Raw genomic sequence first — 20463 nt, 5'->3', positions numbered from 1 at the left:
TCCTGGCAAGGTAAATTAAGGAGGCATTTAAATTGAAGGAGCAACTGTTTCAAAGATTGCGCGAAAAGGAAGGGCGGATCATCGAGATCAGGCGTTATTTGCATGCCCATCCTGAGCCATCTTTTCATGAAGAGAATACAGCGAAGTATATCGCTGATTTTTATGCCGATAAGGATTGTACAGTGCGTAACCATGTTGGCGGAAATGGCGTCGTCGTTACGATCGATAGCGGGAAGCCTGGGAAGACCGCAGCTATTCGCGCCGATTTTGATGCGCTTCCGATTATGGAGGAGACAGGCCTTCCATTCGCCTCGGAGAACCCGGGCGTTATGCATGCCTGCGGCCATGATGGACATACCGCCTACATGCTGATTCTGGGCGAAACTTTGATCGAAATGAAGGATCAGCTTCGGGGGAAGGTGGTTATTCTGCATCAGCATGCAGAAGAGAAGCCTCCAGGCGGAGCTGTACAAATGATCAAGGACGGCTGCCTGGATGGCGTCGATCATGTGTTCGGCATCCATGTCATGTCCACGATGGAGACGGGCAAAATCTATTATCGCGAAGGGAACATACAAACCGGCCGGGCCTACTTCAAAGTAAAAATAAATGGCAAAGGCGGACATGGGTCCTCGCCTCATTTGGCAAATGACGCAATCGTCGCTGGCAGTTATTTTGTTCAGGCTGTACAGACGATCATTAGCCGCCGCTTGAACCCGTTTGATGTAGCATCAATTACAATTGGTTCCTTTGATGGCAAGGGAAGTTTCAATGTCATTAAAGATTCCGTTGAACTGGAAGGCGATGTGCGGGTGATGACGGAAGAAACGAGAGAACTGGTTGAGCGGGAAATTCGCCATAAGCTGGAGGGGTTGCAGGAGACGTTCGGAATTACGTATGAACTGAATTATCTGAATGATTATCCGGTGCTGTACAATGATCCGAAGTTGACGGAATTTGTAGCGGAGTCGTTAAAGAACAGTTCCATACCTGGAGTAACGGGGGTTGAACGCTGCGAGCCGCAGCCGCCATCGGAGGATTTTGCTTATTATGCTAAGGAACGCCCAAGCGTATTCTTCTATGTGGGAGCGATGCCGGCTGACGGCAAATACTATCCACATCACCATCCTAAATTCGATATTAACGAGGACTGTATGCTTATTGCCGCAGAAGCGATGGGCGCTGTAGTTATAGACTACCTAAGAGAGGACGACAAATAAATGGACACTCCATATCACGGCACAAATAAGCTAATCCTCGGGATTGTATTCGGCGTGCTAACATTTTGGCTGTTTGCTCAATCCATGGTTAATGTTGTGCCTGCCGTACAGGATGATCTCGGGATCTCCCTCGATCTTATCAATATCGCTATCAGCTTGACGGCTTTGTTCTCCGGGATTTTTATCGTGGTTGCCGGAGGGCTGGCGGACAAGTATGGGCGCATGAAGCTGACTAACATCGGAATGGTGCTTAGCATCATTGGCTCTTTATGCCTTGTATTTGCTCAAGGCTCCATTCTGTTAATTATTGGCCGTATCATCCAAGGGATGTCTGGCGCATGTATTATGCCAGCTACGATGGCTATCGTAAAAGCCTACTATGAGGGGCCGGATCGCCAGCGGGCGCTAAGCTATTGGTCGATCGGCTCTTGGGGCGGATCGGGTGTATGTTCGTTTGCTGGGGGTGCAATTGCTACCTATTTGGGATGGCGTTGGATTTTCATTTTCTCGATTGTGATTGCCATAATTGGGATCTTCCTCATGAGAGGGACCCCTGAGAGCAAGTTTGAACAAAGCGGCAGCTCCAAATTCGACACTAGTGGTCTGCTTGCCTTCATCGTTGCCATGGTCTCTTTGAACCTGATCATTACTCAGGGTGCTTCGTTCGGATGGACTAGCGTGATCACGATAGCTTTAATGTTTGGCTTCCTGCTGTTCTCCTATATTTTCTTTAGGATTGAAACGCATAAAGCTGGCAAAGGCTTTTTCGATTTCTCACTGTTTAAGAATAAAGCCTACTCCGGTGCAACGATCTCCAATTTCCTGTTGAACGCGGTCGCTGGTACGCTTGTTGTCACCAATACGTATATTCAAGTCGGCCGGGGTTTTACTGCTTTTACTACCGGGATGTTATCCCTCGGATATTTGGTCAGTGTATTGGCCATGATTCGGGTCGGGGAGAAGATTTTGCAAAGAATTGGCGCTCGCACACCGATGCTGATTGGCACGCTGATCACAGGGGTCGGGATCGCCTTGGCTGCTTGTACATTTATACAAGGATTCCTCTATTCCATCGTGGTGTTTGTCGGTTTTGCACTATTCGGGATCGGCCTTGGCATGTATGCCACGCCTTCGACGGATACAGCTGTAACCAATGCGCCTTCCGATAAGGTTGGGATCGCGTCGGGCATCTACAAGATGGCCAGCTCTCTGGGCGGGGCCTTTGGCGTGGCGATTTCCGCAGCTGTGTACGGAGCCATCGCAGCTGCTGGCAACTTAGAATTGGCGGCATCTACAGGTTTGCTTGTTAATGTCGCTTTCTGCGTATTGTCCATATTCGCTGTTTTGGCCATGATCCCCGGCGGCATGAGGTCAGAGGAGCAGAAGAAGCAGAGAATAATTAAACCGCAAAAAGTGTAATTGATGAATTCATTATGAATAAATAAACAAACGGGGGACGTATATATGCGTAATCAATTACTTAGCATGCTTGAGTCCCGAAAGGCAGAAATCATTGATATACGAAGGCATTTGCATGCGCATCCCGAGCTGTCTTTTCATGAACAAGCGACTTCGGAATATATAGCCGATTTCTATCAAGGCAAAGATGTAGAAATTCAGAGGGGTTGGGATGGCTACGGAATGATCGTAACGATACGCGGGGGGAAGCCCGGCAAGACGATTGCGCTTCGCGCCGATTTCGATGCTCTGCCAATTATGGAGCAGACGGGGCTGCCGTTTGCTTCCAAGAATCCGGGTGTGATGCATGCCTGCGGCCATGACGGTCATACCGCCTATCTGATGGTGCTCGCCGATTGTCTGATTCAGTTGAAGAAGGATATTCCAGGAACGATCAAGATTATTCACCAGCATGCGGAGGAAACTCCTCCGGGAGGAGCCAAGTCCATTGTTGAATCGGGACTGCTGGACGATGTGGATCAAATCTTCGGCATACACTTGTTTCCAACCTCGCCAGCAGGAACAGTAAGTTATCGCAGCGGTTATGCGATGGCGGGGAGAAGCTACTTCAAAATGATCGTTCATGGTAAAGGCGGTCACGGCTCTTCCCCGCATTTGGCGAATGATGCCATTGTGGCAGCCAGTCATTTCGTTACTGCAGCCCAGACGATTGTGAGCCGCCGGTTGAATCCGTTCGAGACAGGGGTCGTTACGATCGGCTCTTTTGACGGCAAAGGGAGCTTTAATGTGATTAAGGATTCGGTTGTACTGGAAGGCGATGTCCGTTATATGACCAAAGAAACACAGCAGCTGATCGACAAGGAAGTTCACCGGATTGTGAAGGGGATCGAGGCCATGTTCGGCATAACGGCCGAGCTGACTTATACGGCGGATTATTCTCCGCTCTACAATGATCCAGAAGTTACCGCCAATGTAGTCAAGTATCTGAACCGGGGCGTAGGTGATTATCTGACCGCCGTTTCGGAGGCGGATATGCTGTCCGGATCGGAGGATTTCGCTTATTATTTGGAGAAAATCCCGGGCTGCTTCTTCTACATTGGCTGTAAGCCTAAAAATACGGACGAGGTCTATTTCAACCACCATCCGAAGTTCGATATCGACGAAGAGGCTTTGCTCGTGGCAGCCAAATCCGTCGGTGAAGTTGTGTGCGGATATTATGGTCTGACGTAATAGGCAGAGAGCCTAACCACAACCTATGGGGCTGTTCCGGCAATGATCAGGCTGATGATTGCTGGAACGGCTTTTTTCAATTAAAAGAATTTCAATAAAATATGAAACAAATAAAAAATTTAATTGACCACCAGTTCATATTTTCGTATAATGTGTAAAAATATAGGAGATTAAATAATATAGCTATATTTTTTGTAATTGTAAGCTGATACATAGGAAGGAGGAGCCTGAATGACGAATGAACCCACGATCCGTTCTGTTATCGAACAAGAGCTTGAGCGCAGAGGCTACTCTTTGAGCAGCTTTGCCAGCCGCTCGGGAATAAATCGCGGGACACTCAGCGCCATTCTCAACGGTAACCCTCCCAAGCCGATTGCCATCCGGCAACTGGATTTAATAACGGAAGCCCTGGAACAGCCGGAAGGGCACTATTATCCGTTATACGTCAATGAATGCGTGGATTCGGATCAACCGAACCGCAGAAGAGTCAAGGCCTTTCTGCTCCGTTGCGCCGAAGTGGGACAGACCGAATGCATTCAAGAGGTGCTTGATCGCATCGTAGAAAATTTGAGCTATATCCCGATGATTTTTGAAATTGGCGAGGAGCTTTACGAGAAAGGGCTGCGCGAGGAATCCCGCTTATTTTACAATGTTGTGATTGAGAGTGAGAAGTATCAGCATTCCGAGCGGTTGGCCATCAGCCATTATAGGTTGTTTCGGTTATCTTTGGGGGATGATACGGAAGCTAATTTGATTGCCGCTACGCGATTTGAGTTGTACCTGAATCGTTTACCTGAGGATTATCTGCTTGATGGACTTCTACATTTAACGAATGTTTATTTTACAATGCAAAAATGGGAATTGACTGAAATATATGCTGATGAGTTAATTAATCTTGCGAGGACGGTATATGAGCATTATGAGAGAACATATCGTCAATCCAAGACATTTCATTATAGAGCTGAGAGACATTTAGTTTCATATTATGGACAAGGTTATTTAATTAAGGGCGTTTCACTACAATTTCAAAAAAGATACGAAGAAATTCAGAAATATATAGACTGTTATGCTGATTTAAGCTGGTTTGTTGGTCTTGACGAGCTAGGAAAGAAAGAGGTGGAGAAGTTTAAGTTATTTGCTAAGTTGAATACATATAACTTAAAGGTATTACTTGGAGATCAATCCATTATTCCTGAGTATATTGAATCAGTAAAAAAGCATCCTTATGAAATACTACCTGCATTGAGGGTTATTGTTGAAGCTTCGAATATACATGGTTTTTTTATAGATGATGTTTTTGAACAGTTCAATATAGATATAGAGTTATCTGAACAACTTGGTAATTATTATAATAATGTAGTAACTAGAAACAGATATTTAAGGTTAAGTTACCATTTATCATTATATTATTTTAGAAAAAAGGATTTTAAAGAGGGATTGGAGAAAACAATATCTAGCATTAAATATGCTATTGATTTAAACAATCGTGAATACTTCATGAAATTACTTCCAATATTTGAGATGTACAGGGCATTTGCTACAGACGAGCAAATCGGGGAATTCAAGAAATTAATGAAGGATGTGTTAAAGAATGAAGAAGTGGATTATGGTTTTATTTCTAGTTGTTAGTTTTGGGTCAGGACTCTTAGGAGAGAGTGCAAGTTACTCCAAGCCTATAAAGACATTAGAACACGGAATTGGTTACTAGTTTGATTTGTACTGAGGCTACATATAAAAAGCTGGCTAAGCGGGGAAATGCCGTTAGTCAGCTTTTTGCATATAACACTCTATTACATAGTCTGGATCAGTACTTATTTAATTCCCTTTAAAATCCTCACTCATAAAACAACAGCCGGTTCGCGTACGCGTTCCGGTATTCCGTCGGGGTTAGGCCTGTCATTTGCTTGAAGGATTTCATAAAGTGATGGCTGTCGTGATAGCTCAGCTGCATTGCAATTTCGTTAATGGTTTGGTTCGTGTCCGTAAGCAGGAAGGAGGCGGCTGCGATTTTTTGCTGCAAAATAAACTGCTTCAATGATACTCCGGCGATACTGGAGAACAGGTGAGACAAATATTTCACGTTGTAGCCGAAATGATCGGCGATTTGGGAAACCTTAAGCGGCTCGTAACGATGCCATTGGATATAGTCGACGATGTCATTATAGAGCTGATGCTGCTTTATCTTGCGATTCGGGTGAAACAGCTGGTTGTACAGCTCGCAGAGAATCGTCGTCGTCATGTAGTTGCTCAGCGTCTGTTCGCGGTAGTTGCGGACGGCATCCTGCAGTTGTTTCATCAGGACGATCATTTTATCTGCGCTGCGCAGTGTTCCTTTGCGGGGAATAACGATGCTTCCGGCCTGATGTACATGCTGGGTCGTATCCATGACCTGGACATCGGCTCCACCGCCAGACGGAATAAAATGCAGCCAATAGAAACTGCAATCGGAGGCGCGATACCCATACTGCCTGGCGCGGGGAGGCATCAGCAGGAAGTCGCCCTCCTCCAGCACGTACTGCTCCTCCTCATCCGCGATATATAACACTCCCTTCGTCTGCACGAACAATTCGTAATCCATCAGCACCCGGCTCAAATGAATCCAATCCGGCGAAGGGGAAGCGAACTTGCCTGTCATCGTCATATGCAGCGGTTGGTCTACATGAAACAGATAGCCGTTCATGCGGGAGTTCCTCCTCTACTTCTGACCTTTTAACACTGATCGTAAAGCTGTTTCAGTGGAATTGAACGATTAGAAAGCAATCGTCCTCTATTGTTACGATATCATTTCCCATGGAGTATTCCTACAGCAAAAAATAAAAATCTGACCTTTTTACATGGATTCGAACGTTTTGCTATTTTCCAGCCCATCCTCAATCGCTAATCTGAAATTAGCGGTTATTTTGAGGCGAGAGAGGGTTAGAAGATGAAGACGATCATACGGGGCAATGCACTTGAGGATTTTCGGCTGGAGCAGGTCGTATTGACTGGGGACTATCATGTTAACGCCTTTACGAAAGAGCTGCAATATTTGCATAGCTATGATGTAGACCGGCTGCTGGCTGGCTTCCGCGAGAACCGGGGCTTGCAGCCTAAGGCGCAGAAATATCCCGGCTGGGAAGACACCGAAATTCGCGGCCATACGCTGGGCCATTTCCTGACGGCCTGTTCGCAAGCCTATGAGAATACGAAGGACGCAGCCCTGCTGCAGAAGCTGGAATATATGATGTCCGAGCTGGCGGAATGCCAATTCGAGAGCGGGTATTTGTCGGCGTTCCCCGAGCAGCTGATCGACAACATCGAGCAGCGGCAGCCGGCCTGGGTGCCCTGGTATACGATGCACAAAATTATCGCCGGGCTGATCGCTGTATATCACGCTACGGGATCTCGTACCGCTTACGATACGGTCATCAAGCTGGGGGATTGGGTGGCCTCGCGAACGTCCCGCTGGAGCGACGAACTTCAAGCTACTGTGCTTGCCGTAGAATATGGGGGCATGAACGATTGTTTATACGATCTATATAAAATTTCCGGGGATGAGAAGCATCTGGAGGCGGCCCATAAATTCGACGAGCTTCCGTTATTCGAAGCGATCCAGCAGGGACAGGACATTCTGTGCGGCAAGCATGCCAATACGACGATTCCGAAGTTTCTGGGTGCGCTGAACCGATATCTCGTTTTGGGCGATAGTGAGCGCTTCTACCTGGAGGCTGCACAAAATTTCTGGGACATGGTGGTGTATCATCACAGTTATATAACCGGCGGCAACAGCGAGTGCGAGCACTTCGGAGAGCCGGACATTCTGAACAGCAAGCGTTCTGATGTTACCTGCGAGACCTGCAACAGCTATAACATGCTTAAGCTGACGCGCGAGCTGTTCAAGCTGACAGGCGATGTGAAATACAGCGATTTCTACGAGCGGAATTATGTGAATGCGATTTTGTCCTCGCAAAATCCGGAGACGGGAATGACGATGTATTTTCAGCCGATGGCGACCGGGTATTTCAAAATATACAGCTCTCCCTTCGAGCATTTCTGGTGCTGCACAGGCACGGGGATGGAGAGCTTCACGAAGCTGAATGACAGTATTTATTTTCATAGCGGAAACACGCTGTATGTTAATCAATATTTCAGCTCCAAGCTGGATTGGGCCGAGCAAGGGGTCAAGCTGATCCAGCATGCAGAACTCCCGGAGTCCGAGGAGGTTTCGTTCGCCTTTGAGATCGAGAATGGCCGCAGGAAGCGGCTGGATTTGCGTTTGCGGATTCCGTATTGGGTAGCGGGCCAAATGGAGGTGAAGCTGAATGGGTTAGCGGTGCAGTGGAATTCTGAGCAGCAGTATATCGTGATCGACCGGGACTGGGGGGATGGCGACGTGCTGACGATGACACTGCCGATGAAGGTGCTCGTCTCCAGGCTGCCGGACAACGAGAATGCCGTCGGCTTTCAATACGGTCCTGTCGTGCTGAGCGCAGGGCTGGGTACGGAAGATATGACGCAGGCGGCAACCGGGATCATGGTGAGCGTGCCAACCCGTAAAATGCTCGTGAAAGACTTCATTATTCCCAAGGAAATGACGCCGGAGGAATGGTTGAGCAATATGGAGAACCATCTTGTAAAACGAGGCCATGAGCTCGTATTCGAGCTGCGAAACACGGACGAAGACGATCGCCTCTTATTTACGCCGCATTACAAGCAACATCGCGAGCGATACGGTATCTACTGGAACATCGTAGCTGCAGATTCGGACGAATTGAAGCAGCATTTAGAGCGGGGGCGCCGGGAGCAGCTGATCAAAGAAGCGACCATCGACAGCGTGCAGGTCGGCAACGATCAATACGAGCTGGAGCATGGGATTAAGGGAGAGGAGACCTTTGGCGGCGCATGGGACGGCCTCAACGGACGGCTAGCGCATGCGGGGGGCGGCTGGTTCAGCTATAAGCTTGCCGTTGATCCGGAAGCCGGCAACCTGCTCCAGGTCACGTATTTCTCCATCAACCATAACCGCGTCATGAATATTTACGCTAACGGTACGCTGCTGGCCAAAGAGAGAACGCCGTTAGAGCGCAAACGGGAATTTTTCACGAAGCAGTACCCGATCCCGTCCGAGCTTGTTCAGGGACAGCGGGAAATAGAATTCAAGTTCGTTCCCGAAGGCGACTTGAACGGAATATACGGTGTACTTCGGACGATGAGACCGATCGAGGATGAATAGTTAAGCTTTAAGCGATTTTAGGGAGCTGAGATCAGCCCGGCCCTAAAATCGCTTTTTTATATGGGGAGAAGGACATTAAACGAAGGGTAACATTCATTCTAATGCAGCTGCGTTAAATCGACCAATAAACCCGGTTTAAGTAGGGGATAACTAGCCATTTTGGGCCGTTTAGTATTTGCTGACTAAACTAGCCTAGCTGTGTTTGCTGGACTTTAATTAGGGGAGTCTGACGCGGGCGGGGTGCGGGATGACCAATGAACTGGATTGGAATCAAAATTATGGGCTGGGATGGTGGAAGGCGGCAATGTTATGTGTAAATGGCTCGGCCCCTTAAATATGGGATCTCTGTCCCAACCATGGTATATATCACTAAATAAATCCCTCACAAATTGGGCCATTGTCTGTAAAAGCGAGATGTATTTTATACAGTTAGATAAGCACTTTTATTAAGAAAACATACGCTAAATGCAAAACATGCAGCTAGTTGGCCTGATTGGAGCTAAATCGTCGAAATAGCCTAAAACTAAATGTAGGTTTTGCAGTTAGTTCCCGCTAACACGGCCAAAACCGATGAACTAACTGTATGAAATACATCTAGTTACCTGATCCTGACCACCTGCTCATAAACCAGTAATTTAAGGGCGCAAGACTCCCCTTTTATTAGGAGCCGTGTACCCGTGTACGCATGAAATCCAGTTAGTTCAGGTGGATACAGCGCGAGCGAGCCCGCCTGCCGATTTTGATTATACAACCGGTTGACGAAAGAATCAGAACATGCCTATAATGTTTGTGTAAGCATTAATTGATTAATATAATTATTAATTGAAAGGCGGTTGTTTCCATGGCAAACCGGGCAATTTTGAATGTCGACCTCCGTAGAGGCACTATTAACCGCAATATTTACGGTCATTTCTCCGAGCATTTGGGCCGTTGTATCTATGAAGGGATTTGGGTGGGCGAGGATTCCCCGATTCCGAATACGAACGGTATTAGAAATGATGTCGTGCAAGCGCTTAAGCAGATTAACATTCCGGTGCTCCGCTGGCCGGGCGGCTGTTTTGCCGATGAATATCATTGGAAGGACGGCATCGGCCCTAGGGAAGAACGCAAAAGAATGATCAACACGCACTGGGGCGGTGTAGTCGAGAACAACCATTTCGGTACTCATGAGTTCATGATGCTGTGCGATATGCTCGGGTGCGAGCCATACATTAACGGAAATGTGGGGAGCGGTACCGTCCAGGAAATGTCCGAATGGGTGGAGTATTTAACCTTTGGCGGCGTATCGCCGATGTCCGAGCTGCGTCAGGCCAACGGCCGCCAGGAACCTTGGAAGGTAACGTACTTCGGCGTCGGCAACGAGAACTGGGGCTGCGGCGGAAATATGCGTCCGGAATACTACGCGGATCTCTATCGCCGTTATCAGACATACGTCCGTAACTATGACGATAATAAAATCCACCGGATCGCCTGCGGGCCAAACGTAGACGATTATAACTGGACAGAGGTTCTGATGCGGGAAGCTTCGCGGTTCATGGACTCACTCACGCTGCACTACTATACGGTGCCGGGGGATACCTGGGAGGATAAAGGACCAGCTACGGGCTTTGAGACGAGCGAGTGGTTCAAAACACTGGAGAAGGCGCTGCGGATGGATGAACTCATTACGAAGCATAGCGTCATCATGGATAAATATGATCCTGAGAAGCGCGTAGGGCTGATCGTCGACGAATGGGGAACCTGGTACAACGTTGAGCCGGGCACGAATCCGGGCTTCCTGTATCAGCAAAATACAATTCGTGATGCACTGGTAGCCGGTTTGACGTTCAATATTTTCCATAAACATAACGAACGCGTTCGCATGGCGAATATCGCCCAGACGGTGAACGTGCTCCAGTCGGTAATCCTGACCGAAGGGGAGAAAATGGTGCTTACGCCTACATATCATGTGTTCGATATGTTCAAGGTTCACCAGGATGCTGAACGGATCGATCTTGAGGTGGACGGCGGAGCATACAGCTACGATGGACGGGAGATTCCGGCCGTGACTGGCTCGGCCTCGATCAATGCCGACGGAGTGGTTCATATCAGTCTCTGCAACACGAACCATGCCGAGAAGGCGGTTGTTCCGGTAGATGTACGCGGCTGGGGCGGGCAATCCTTCGAGGTAACAGGAACGGTGCTGGCGGGGGATACGATAGACGCTCACAATACGTTCGCAGCCCCGGATACAGTAGCACCGCAGGCATTCCATAGCTTTACGGTAGAGGGCGGAGTGGTGACAGCTGAGCTGCCGCCGATGTCTGTTGCCGTGCTGGCATTGACTCCCAAGGCTTAAGCGATATGGCGACGTCATCCTGTAAAGGCTGCCGGGAGGAGTATAAAGTAACGGAGGAGCAGATTCAGCGCATTCTGGCCTCCTCCGCCTTTGCACCGGAACGCTGCGTTCCGGATGAAATTTATGAGCAGCGGCTGGAGTTATGCCGCTCCTGTCCCAAGCTGCAGGACGGAACGACCTGCCTCGTCTGCGGCTGTATCATTCCCGTTGTAGCCAAGCTGAAGGTGCGGGAATGCGCCTTGCCGGGTCAAAGCCGGTGGGGAGCCTATCATGAGGAAGCAGTGTAGCTGTAACCAATGACAAAAGAAGCCTGAAGATATTTCAGGCTTCTTTTGTCATTGGTTTGCGGCAGACGTCGTTTCAGAAATTTTCTGTATATCAGCTGTAATAGAGCTCGAACAGTAAATGATCGTTGTAGTTGCCGAAGCCTTTGCCGAATAAAGTAAGGCCTCCGACGTGAACGGCGTCGTCTTCCACGGATAATTTGAAGGTCCACTGCTTGTCCAGAATACCGACATCATCCAAGGTGATATCGGACAATTTGAGGCCGTCCATGAACGTACCCTCACGGGTAATGCGCAGTTTTTTTAGCAGGCCGTATTGATTCGTTTTGTTATGCCACCAGCTCGGCGTATATTTGCCGCGGCTGTCGCCATAATCGCCGGGGCTTGTCCAGTAGCCCAGATTGACTCCGTTAAAGGTGAAGGTAATGTCGGAAGGCCAGTTGTTGTTCGTATCGGGCGCTTCGGAGGCAATTTCCATCGTAATGACCAGCTCCTCCGGCCGTTGGCTCGACAGCAGGAAATTCGGGATTTTATATTCGATGAAGCCTTTGCCGAACCAGAGCACGCCGGCATTGATCCGTTCCTGATCCCAGAAATGCCTTGGGTCATCAAAGCTGCCGATAATATGATCAACCGTAGCGAGGCCGCATGTCGGCTCGATCATGAAGTCCGAGTAATGTCCGACCGGAATTTCCGTACGATGGCATTTTAATTCGTCTTTCTTCTTGCGGGGGATGACGATTTCGATGCTGTCGACGGCAAGCGAGCAAATTTTCTGCAAACCGTTCCGCCCGGGAGCCATTTCGCTGGACACCAGCCCCGCACCTTCAAGCTTGCGTACGTGCATCGTCATGATGGCGCTGCTTAGCCCGAGCGCTTCAGCAAGCTCCTTAATATTCATCGGCCGCTCAGCCAGCAGGTTCATGATGTTCAGCCGGACTGCGCTGGATAATGCCTCATATACAGGCAGCGATTGTGCCGTAAGATTTAGCTTCATTTGAGAATATAGCCTCCACCATTTTTTATTTATACATATATTATGCGATTAAGGATTATGTTATTTAAATATGTCTAGTTCTATTGTAGTAGATACCGCCCGATTAGGAAAGTCCGCCGCTCCCCTCCATGACCGCCTATCATAGCGATACACATCATCATGCGATTATTTACGGTGATTTTTACTTCATGGAAGCGATATTCAAGCTGAAGGGCAACGATCTTTATTTGTGGTAGTTAAAATGTTGAAGCTATGCAGAGATGTTTATCGGCAGCAATATGGTTTAAGCGGGTAAATGTTAAGTCTAAAAGGACGGCCATTGGCCGTCCTTTCTGTTGTAGTTCGCCTTCAAGTTTTATGTTCCTGTGCGGGACACCCTGTTAGGAGAGATACCCGGCTATCCGATGCTATTCATTTTGGCTCGAGGACCCGCGCGGAATAAATTGGGTATCTACCTTGACCTTCGTCTTCACGGGCTGGGGGGATTCGATCGATTGAATCATGAGGTCGACGGCGAGTTGAGCCATCCGTTCCTTCTCGACATGGACGGTGGACAGCTCCGGCGAGACGATCCGCGCTTCCGAGATATTATCGAATCCGACGACCGACACGTCCTCCGGAATCCGATAGTTGAGCTCGCCTAACGTCTTGATGGCGCTGATAGCAATATAGTCACACTCGCAGAACAAGGCTGTCGGCATAGGCTTTCCAGAGGCCAGGTAGGCGGACAGCTGACTTTTTAATTCATCCTGGGAGGATAGGATCGTGGGGGCTACGGCAAAGAAGCCGTCCTCGGCCACCTTCAGTTGGTGATCCCGAAGAGCGGCGAGGAAACCCCGCTTGCGGTCTTCGAAATTATGGATTCTCACGTTGGAGGCAATGTAGCCGATATTGTGATGTCCTAACTCGGCCAGATGAACGCCTGCCTGATAAGCGCCCATGACATTATTGATTTCGATGAAGTGAACCGGAAGCGTCTCGTAGCAGGTATCGAGCACGACGAGCGGAGCAGTCAACTCATTCGCTATTGCCGCTATTTGTACTTGACTCAGGTTCGTTCCAAGCAGAATGACGCCGTCGCTTCTTTTTTCCTCCACGATAGTTTTGATTTCCTCGACATAATGCTCCGGCTCTACCGAAGAGAACATGAGCGAATAACCGTAGCTCCGGCATCGTTCCTCGATGTATTGAATCAGCTCGCGAAAAAAGGGCTGTTGATAATATTGTTCAAGCACGATGCCGGAATTGGCGAATGCCAAAAAGAGTAACGTTTTGAGCGTCTGCTCGGGCGCTGCCGATTTGGATTTAGGGGAATATCCGTGCTCTTTGGCGATTTGCAATATCCGCTCGCGGGTTTCCGCGCTGATGCCCGGCTTTCCGCTTAGCGCAAATGATACGGCCGCTTTGGAAACCCCGGCGATTTTGGCGATATCCTCCATTCTCACAGTTCAGAATCTCTCCATTCCCAATCAATTGTTTAGTAGGTTTAGTTTACACATCTCTAAAAAAATTATCAAGGTGAGCATAGTTGTAAACTTAAATGTTTAGTTAAATAAACTTAAAATCAACTAAAACTCAGTGAATATCGTTGACTAATTCCTAAACTGGTGGTAATTTTAACTCATAGCGATGGAAAACGACTAAACTTTATCTATTTTTGTTTAGTCAAAGAATTGAAAATTGTTTAGTTTGTTTAGTTTGACAATACCTGAGGAGTGAGCCGGATGAAGAAATTGAAATTGGGATATGCCCCTACACGTCGTTTTACGTTCAGTGCGGAGGATGCGTTCAAGTACAAAGTAATGATTAAGGAAAAAATCCAAAGTTTCGGAATGGATCTAGAGCTCGTCGATCTGGAGGGAATCAATGAAGAAGGGCTGCTGTACGACGATCATATCGCTGCGGACAGAATTGTAGAGCGGTTCAAGCGCGAAAATGTCGATGCCGTCTTTTTTCCGCATTGTAATTTCGGGACGGAGGATACGGTGGCGAGGGTAGGCAAAGCGCTGGGCAAGCCAGTGCTGCTGTGGGGGCCGCGCGACGAAGCGCCGCTGGAGGACGGCATGCGCCTGCGTGATACGCAGTGCGGGCTGTTTGCGACAGGAAAGGTTCTGCGTCGTTTTAATGTGCCGTTTACGTATGTGACGAACAGCCGGGTCGATTCTCCGGTATTTGAGCGGGGGTTTACGAATTTCGTAGCCGCTGCGAACGTGGTGAAGCAGTTCCGCAATCTGCGAATTTTGCAGATTGGCCCTAGACCAACATCGTTCTGGACGATGATATGCAATGAAGGCGAATTGCTGGAACGGTTCGGCATCGAGCTTCATCCGATCACTTTGATCGACATTCAAAGAGCTTCAAAGCAGATCGAGAAAGGCAGCAGCTCCGAGCTGGCAGAGGCGATCGATTATATTAAAGCGAAGCTGGATTGGTCGGAGGTGACCGAGGAAGACGTTCGGCGGATTGCTGCTTTGAAGGTGGCGATGAAGCAGTACGCGGTGCAGAACGGATGCTCGGCGATTGCTATTCAATGTTGGTCTGCCTTGCAGGAAGCCATGGGCATCATGCCTTGCCTGGCCAATGCCATTCTGACTGACGAGCAAATTCCGGTGACTTGCGAGACGGATATCCATGGGGCCATCACCTCGGTGATGGTGCAGGCTGCAGCGATGAATCAGCTGCCGACTTTTTTTGCTGACCTGACAATTCGTCATCCAGAGAATGAGAACGGTGAGCTATTGTTCCATTGCGGCAATTTTCCGGTATCGCTGTCTGTGGAGGAGCGGCCGAAGCTGTCCCGGCATTTCCTGTTTGATGATCATGCCCCGGGGACGCATGAAGGCGAAATCAAAGGCGGCGGCATGACGCTGGCCAGATTCGATGGGGATCATGGGGAATATCAGCTGTTCCTCGGCAAGGCCCGCGGTATTCAGGGGCCATATACGCGCGGTTCCTACGTGTGGGTAGAAGTGAACGATTGGCCATTATGGGAAGAAAAGCTGGTCAAAGGCCCTTATGTGCATCATTCGGTAGGTATACATGCCAACGTTATCCCGGCTTTATATGAGGCCTGCAACTATATTCCCGGCTTGACGGCGGATCCCGTCGATCCGACAGAACAGCAAATTCAAGCCTGGCTGCGCGGTTCGAATTTATAAAACATCATGAAACAAGGAGGCGGCGGTGAAGATGGAAATTATTGAATTGAAAGCGAAGGCGGCGCAAATACGCATGGATCTGCTCCGGATGATTCATGGAGCCAAGGCGGGACATACCGGCGGATCGCTAAGCAACGCTGATATTTTGACGGCACTTTATTATCGAGTCATGAACCTCGACCCGGCTCGTCCGAAATGGGAGGGTCGCGATCGTTTTATAGCGAGCAAAGGTCATGCGGTAGAATCCTTGTGGTGTATTTTGGCGGATAGAGGATTTTTCCCAAAAGAAGAATTAGAGACGTTCTCGCAGTTTGGAACGCGGTTAATCGGTCATCCGAACAATAAAGTGCCGGGAATCGAGATGAATACGGGAGCCCTGGGGCATGGCCTGGCGATCTCGGTGGGCATGGCGCTGGCCTCCAAGCGTGATGGACGCGGCTACCGGGTATTCTGCCTGATGGGCGACGGGGAGCAGGCGGAAGGCTCCGTTTGGGAAGCGGCAATGGCGGGGGCTCATTACAAGCTCGATAATTTGGTTGGCATCATTGACCGCAATGGGCTGCAAATCAGCGGCTCAACGGAAGAGGTTATGGGCCTCGATCCGCTGGACGAGAAATGGGCGGCATTTGGCTGGAACGTCATTTCAATCGACGGCAATGATATGGAGCAGCTCGTGGATACATTGGAGGCAGCTCCGACCGTTCCAGGGAAGCCAACGCTCATTATAGCCAATACGGTGAAGGCGAAAGGCATTTCCTTTGCCGAAAATGTGCCGCATTGGCATCACCACGTGCCAAGCGATGAGGAGCTTGCGCAGGCATTGGCCGAGTTGTCCGCGGTTCTGGCCGGCTATCAACAGGAAGGGCAGGTTCGATAACAATGGGGAACAAAATTGCTAATCGTCAAGTCATTTGCGATACGCTGCTGGAGCTGGCGCAGAGCGATCGCGACATTATGGTGCTGGCCAGCGATTCCAGGGGCTCGGCGGCAATGGGACCGTTCGCGCAGGCCTGTCCAGAGCAATTCGTAGAGGTCGGCATCGCGGAGCAGAACATCGTCGGCATATCGGCGGGGCTGGCTCACAGCGGGAAAAAGCCGTTCGTTACTTCCCCCGCCTGCTTCCTCTCGATGCGAAGCATCGAGCAGATTAAAGTGGACGTGGCTTATTCGGCAACGAATGTGAAGCTGATCGGAATCAGCGGCGGGATTAGCTACGGGGCGCTCGGGATGTCCCACCATTCCGTGCAGGATTTGGCGGTAACGCGGGCGATCCCCGGCCTCGCGGTCATTCTTCCGGCGGACCGTCATGAGACGAAACGGATGACCGAGGCGCTGGTGAATTATGAGGGCGGCGTCTATGTTCGCATCGGGCGAAATCCGGTAGAGGATGTTTACGAATCCGCGGATTATGACTTTGTCATCGGCAAAGCTGTTACGATGCGCGACGGCTCGGACATTACGCTGATTGCCGCGGGGGAAACGGTACGAGTTGCGCTGGATGCCGAAGTGAAGCTAAAGGAAGCCGGGGTTTCCTGTCGGGTGATCAATATGCATACGATCAAGCCGCTGGATGAAGAGGCGATCATTAAGGCAGCGAGGGAGACAGGCCGTATTATTACGGTGGAAGAGCATAGCGTACACGGCGGCCTTGGGGCTGCGGTAGCGGAGGTTGTCGTGCAGCATCATCCGGTGCCGCTTCGCCTGGTGGGCATTCCGGATGAACCGGCGATTGCCGGAAAAACGAAGGAAGTCTTTGAATATTACGGGATCAGTGCGGAGAACATCAAGAACTTGGCGCTGGACATGCTGGGACAATAGGAGCCAAGGGCGATGACGAACAAACAAGGATTTTTGCTTACTATAGATCAGAGTACATCGGGAACGAAGGCGCTCATCATTGACTCCGCGGGGGCAATCATTGCCAAAAGCTCGGTGGAGCATAAGCAGTATTACCCCTCCCCCGGGTGGGTGGAGCATGATCCTATGGAAATTTACGAAAATGTGCTGCGCGCTTCCGAGGCCGTGCTTCAGCAGGCTGGCATCGGACCGAGCCGGCTTGCAGCCCTCACCCTGACGAATCAACGCGAAACGGCGGTGATGTGGGATCGGGCTACGGGGCTTCCGGTATGCAATGCCATTGTCTGGCAATGCCAGCGCACGGCAGAACGCTGTGAGGCGTTAAAGGCAGCGGGTTATGAAGAAATCGTAAGAGCGAAGACAGGGCTGATGCTTGATCCTTATTTCTCGGCGGCAAAATGGCGCTGGATGCTGGAGCAGGTGCCTTATATCGACCGCCTGCTGGAAGAGGGACGTTTGCTGGCAGGCACGATGGACAGCTGGCTGCTCTGGAAGCTGAGCGGCGGAGCGGTTCATGCCACGGATTACACGAATGCGAGCCGAACGTCGCTGTTCAACATCCACGAGCTGCGCTGGGATGCCGAGCTGTGCGAGCTGTTCGGCGTGCCGATCGAGCTTTTGCCTGAAGTGAAGTCATCCGATGCGGTATTCGGGGTAACGAATGCGAGGGATTCACAGCTGTTGTCCTACCCGATACCGATTGCCGGGATTATCGGCGATTCGCAGGCTGCTCTGTTCGGACAGCACTGCTTCGAGACAGGCATGGCCAAAGCGACCTATGGCACGGGGACATCCGTGCTGATGAATATCGGCGAGAAGCCGGTCGCCGCAGAGAATGGCCTGGTGCTCGCGATCGGCTGGAGCATCGGCGGGAAAGTAACCTACGCCCTGGAAGCCGTCATTCGTACATCGGGGGACACGATCAAGTGGGTTCGCGATAACTTGGGCTTGTTCCATACTTTTGCCGAGCTGGAGGAGCTGCTGCTTCAGTCGCATCATAATGAAGGCGTTTACCTCGTTCCGGCCTTTGTCGGGCTGGGTGCGCCATACTGGGAGCCGCAGGCCAGGGCGATGATATCCGGGATGAGCCGGGGGACGGGCAGACCCCATATTATTCGCGCCGCGCTCGAAAGTATTGCTTACCAGGTTCGGGACGCCATAGAGCTTATTGAAGAGGGGGCAGGAATCCCTCTTAAGATGCTCCGTGCCGACGGGGGAGCTTCCGATAATGCCATGCTCATGCAATTTCAGGCGGACATGCTGGGCTGCGGGGTATCCAAGTCGGATGTAGCCGAATTGTCGGCCTTGGGCTCGGCTTATATGGGCGGGCTTGGCATAGGAATCTGGGATTCGCTCAGTGATATTTCCAAGCCAACGCGAGATTACGAGATATACATGCCTTCGATGGATCAGAAGCAGCGGGCGCAAAATTACGAGGGATGGAAAAGGGCGATCGGCGTCGTGCTGCAAGACAGTGTCACAGCTGGCCATTCGCCTACTGCCGAAGCTTCTGAAGCCAGTTCTAAAAAAAGCATACCATGCTCTTAAAAAGCAGCATACCTCCGCCCAATGCTCCATGATACAGTGAAATCAAGTGACATGAAGAGCAGCTTAATGGATCAATTCGGTCTCATTGAAAGGAGCAAGCAAATGACGAGCATCATCAATCCTGTGATCAGGGGATTTAATCCGGACGCATCGATGATTCGCGTGGGGGGATAATTACTATCTTGCCACCTCTACCTTCGAGTGGTTTCCGGGCGTGCAAATTCATCACTCCAAAGATCTGGCGCATTGGCGGCCTTTGACGCGTCCGCTAAGCCGCGTGTCTCAGCTGGATACGTTCCCGCCGTATCGAAGGGCTTTACGAGTATGCCCCGGAATACCCGCTCATCACAACGGTGAACGATCCGGATTATCCGCTGCAAAAGGCCGGGCATGCCGCGGTTGTTGAGACGCAAAATGGAGAATGGTATATGTCCTTCATTTGCGCACGCACTCTGCCGGGACGCAGGCTGTGCCCGCTTGGCCCGGGAGACAGGCATGCAGAAGCTGGAATGGACGGAGGACGGCTGGCTGCGGATCGCCGGAGGCGGACGTTTGCCGCAGCTCGAGGTAGAGCTCCCCGATCTTCCGCTTCATCCATTCCCTCCGCTTCCCGAGACGGATCATTTCGAGGAAGCAGAGCTCGGCATCCAGTATCATACGCTCAGAGTTCCCGCGGACGAAGAATGGCTTAGTCTCACAGAGCGTCCAGGGTATTTGCGGATGCGCGGCCGCGAATTGTTATACTCCTGGTTCAGGCAGAGTATGGTGGCAAGACGGCTGGAGCACTTTGTATGCGAGGTGGAGACCTGCGTCGAGTTCGAGCCGGAGCATTTCAATCAGATGGCCGGATTAACCATATACTACGATGACCGCGATCATTTCTATTTGCGGGTCAGTCATGATGAAGCGATTGGCAAGCATGTGGCGCTGACATTATCAGATCAAGGCAATTATGATGAGCCGGAAGGCGCTGTTGTATCGGCGGAGGGCTGGAACCGGTTATGTGCTCAAGATTTGTCGGGAACGCAGCGGCATGCGGATTTCGATTACTTGCGTTATACGGGCAAGGAGTAGTCTGGCTGGAGGATTTCTACGCCAAGCTGGCTTTATTTGCATTATCCGAGTCCGGCAAAAAATAGGATGCTAGAGTAAAAAGCTGCCCTAAGTCTATACAAACTTTATAGACGAGGAGCAGCTTTT

General features: G+C 50.2%; 18 protein-coding genes. 15 read left to right on the top strand and 3 right to left on the bottom strand.

Translation table 11 applies throughout. From position 1 onward, the window contains the following. The first annotated feature begins 14 nt into the window (after positions 1 to 14). The 4 genes from QNH46_RS16810 (at position 15) to QNH46_RS16795 (ending at position 5498) form a co-directional block, all read left to right on the top strand. Complete coding sequence (locus tag QNH46_RS16810) at positions 15 to 1220, top strand: M20 family metallopeptidase (protein ID WP_283928469.1); 1206 nt, start codon at positions 15 to 17, stop codon at positions 1218 to 1220. Beyond that, a complete protein-coding gene (locus tag QNH46_RS16805) occupies positions 1221 to 2639 on the top strand; it encodes an MFS transporter (protein ID WP_283925286.1) in 1419 nt (472 codons plus the stop codon). It begins immediately after the preceding gene. Between the two features lie 45 nt (positions 2640 to 2684). Next, complete coding sequence (locus tag QNH46_RS16800; RefSeq protein ID WP_283925285.1) at positions 2685 to 3869, top strand: M20 family metallopeptidase; 1185 nt, start codon at positions 2685 to 2687, stop codon at positions 3867 to 3869. A 231-nt stretch (positions 3870 to 4100) separates the two neighbouring features. After that, entirely contained in the window at positions 4101 to 5498 is a 1398-nt protein-coding gene (locus QNH46_RS16795; protein ID WP_283925284.1) for a helix-turn-helix domain-containing protein, read from the top strand. 205 nt (positions 5499 to 5703) lie between these two features. On the opposite strand, the gene QNH46_RS16790 is transcribed toward QNH46_RS16795, so the two are convergent. Further along, positions 5704 to 6549 (bottom strand): AraC family transcriptional regulator, encoded by an 846-nt coding sequence (locus QNH46_RS16790; RefSeq protein WP_283925283.1) that lies wholly within the window; start codon positions 6547 to 6549, stop codon positions 5704 to 5706. A 243-nt stretch (positions 6550 to 6792) separates the two neighbouring features. Between QNH46_RS16790 and QNH46_RS16785 the strand changes: the two genes are divergently transcribed. From QNH46_RS16785 to QNH46_RS16775, 3 genes are all read left to right on the top strand, one after another. Continuing rightward, positions 6793 to 9081, top strand: coding sequence for a glycoside hydrolase family 127 protein (locus tag QNH46_RS16785; protein ID WP_283925282.1), 2289 nt, complete (start codon positions 6793 to 6795; stop codon positions 9079 to 9081). A gap of 841 nt (positions 9082 to 9922) precedes the next feature. After that, the gene (locus QNH46_RS16780; RefSeq protein ID WP_283925281.1) at positions 9923 to 11419 is read left to right on the top strand and encodes an alpha-N-arabinofuranosidase; all 1497 of its coding nucleotides are present in this window, start codon (positions 9923 to 9925) and stop codon (positions 11417 to 11419) included. Positions 11420 to 11424: 5 nt separating this feature from the next. Then, positions 11425 to 11706, top strand: a complete 282-nt coding sequence (locus QNH46_RS16775) for a DUF6171 family protein (RefSeq protein ID WP_283925280.1) — start codon at positions 11425 to 11427, stop codon at positions 11704 to 11706. A gap of 91 nt (positions 11707 to 11797) precedes the next feature. Here QNH46_RS16775 and QNH46_RS16770 read toward each other — a convergent pair whose 3' ends face one another. Together QNH46_RS16770 and QNH46_RS16765 are read right to left on the bottom strand one after the other, a co-directional pair. After that, the gene (locus QNH46_RS16770) at positions 11798 to 12700 is read right to left on the bottom strand and encodes an ArsR/SmtB family transcription factor (RefSeq protein WP_283925279.1); all 903 of its coding nucleotides are present in this window, start codon (positions 12698 to 12700) and stop codon (positions 11798 to 11800) included. A 407-nt stretch (positions 12701 to 13107) separates the two neighbouring features. Beyond that, positions 13108 to 14145 carry a LacI family DNA-binding transcriptional regulator gene (locus tag QNH46_RS16765; protein WP_283925278.1) on the bottom strand — a complete coding sequence of 346 codons (1038 nt, stop codon included), beginning with the start codon at positions 14143 to 14145 and terminating at the stop codon, positions 13108 to 13110. A 279-nt stretch (positions 14146 to 14424) separates the two neighbouring features. Here QNH46_RS16765 and QNH46_RS16760 point away from each other — a divergent pair, with 279 nt between their 5' ends. Genes QNH46_RS16760 through QNH46_RS24600 form a run of 8 tightly spaced genes read left to right on the top strand, consistent with a single transcriptional unit; the run spans position 14425 to position 20337 of the window. Next, on the top strand, positions 14425 to 15858 hold the full coding sequence (locus QNH46_RS16760) for an L-fucose/L-arabinose isomerase family protein (RefSeq protein WP_283925277.1): 1434 nt from the start codon (positions 14425 to 14427) through the stop codon (positions 15856 to 15858). A 31-nt stretch (positions 15859 to 15889) separates the two neighbouring features. Then, on the top strand, positions 15890 to 16735 hold the full coding sequence (locus tag QNH46_RS16755; RefSeq protein ID WP_283925276.1) for a transketolase: 846 nt from the start codon (positions 15890 to 15892) through the stop codon (positions 16733 to 16735). Positions 16736 to 16737: 2 nt separating this feature from the next. Beyond that, a complete protein-coding gene (locus QNH46_RS16750) occupies positions 16738 to 17676 on the top strand; it encodes a transketolase family protein (RefSeq protein ID WP_283925275.1) in 939 nt (312 codons plus the stop codon). A 12-nt stretch (positions 17677 to 17688) separates the two neighbouring features. After that, positions 17689 to 19263, top strand: a complete 1575-nt coding sequence (gene glpK / locus QNH46_RS16745) for a glycerol kinase GlpK (protein ID WP_283925274.1) — start codon at positions 17689 to 17691, stop codon at positions 19261 to 19263. 36 nt (positions 19264 to 19299) lie between these two features. Then, positions 19300 to 19437 carry a hypothetical protein gene (locus QNH46_RS24615; protein WP_430691841.1) on the top strand — a complete coding sequence of 46 codons (138 nt, stop codon included), beginning with the start codon at positions 19300 to 19302 and terminating at the stop codon, positions 19435 to 19437. Positions 19438 to 19477: 40 nt separating this feature from the next. Further along, positions 19478 to 19669 (top strand): hypothetical protein, encoded by a 192-nt coding sequence (locus QNH46_RS24610; RefSeq protein ID WP_430691840.1) that lies wholly within the window; start codon positions 19478 to 19480, stop codon positions 19667 to 19669. Then, on the top strand, positions 19617 to 19955 hold the full coding sequence (locus QNH46_RS24605; RefSeq protein ID WP_430691839.1) for a hypothetical protein: 339 nt from the start codon (positions 19617 to 19619) through the stop codon (positions 19953 to 19955). The genes QNH46_RS24610 and QNH46_RS24605 overlap by 53 nt, the downstream gene beginning before the upstream one ends. Next, positions 19909 to 20337: a beta-xylosidase family glycoside hydrolase gene (locus QNH46_RS24600; protein ID WP_430691946.1), complete on the top strand. Its 429-nt coding sequence runs from the start codon at positions 19909 to 19911 to the stop codon at positions 20335 to 20337. Before QNH46_RS24605 ends, QNH46_RS24600 begins: the two co-directional genes overlap by 47 nt. Positions 20338 to 20463: the final 126 nt, after the last annotated feature.

This window comes from Paenibacillus woosongensis (assembly GCF_030122845.1).
GTDB classification, from domain to species: domain Bacteria; phylum Bacillota; class Bacilli; order Paenibacillales; family Paenibacillaceae; genus Fontibacillus; species Fontibacillus woosongensis_A.
Note: the sequence above shows the minus strand (reverse complement) of the source record. Positions and strands in the feature narration are given on the sequence as shown.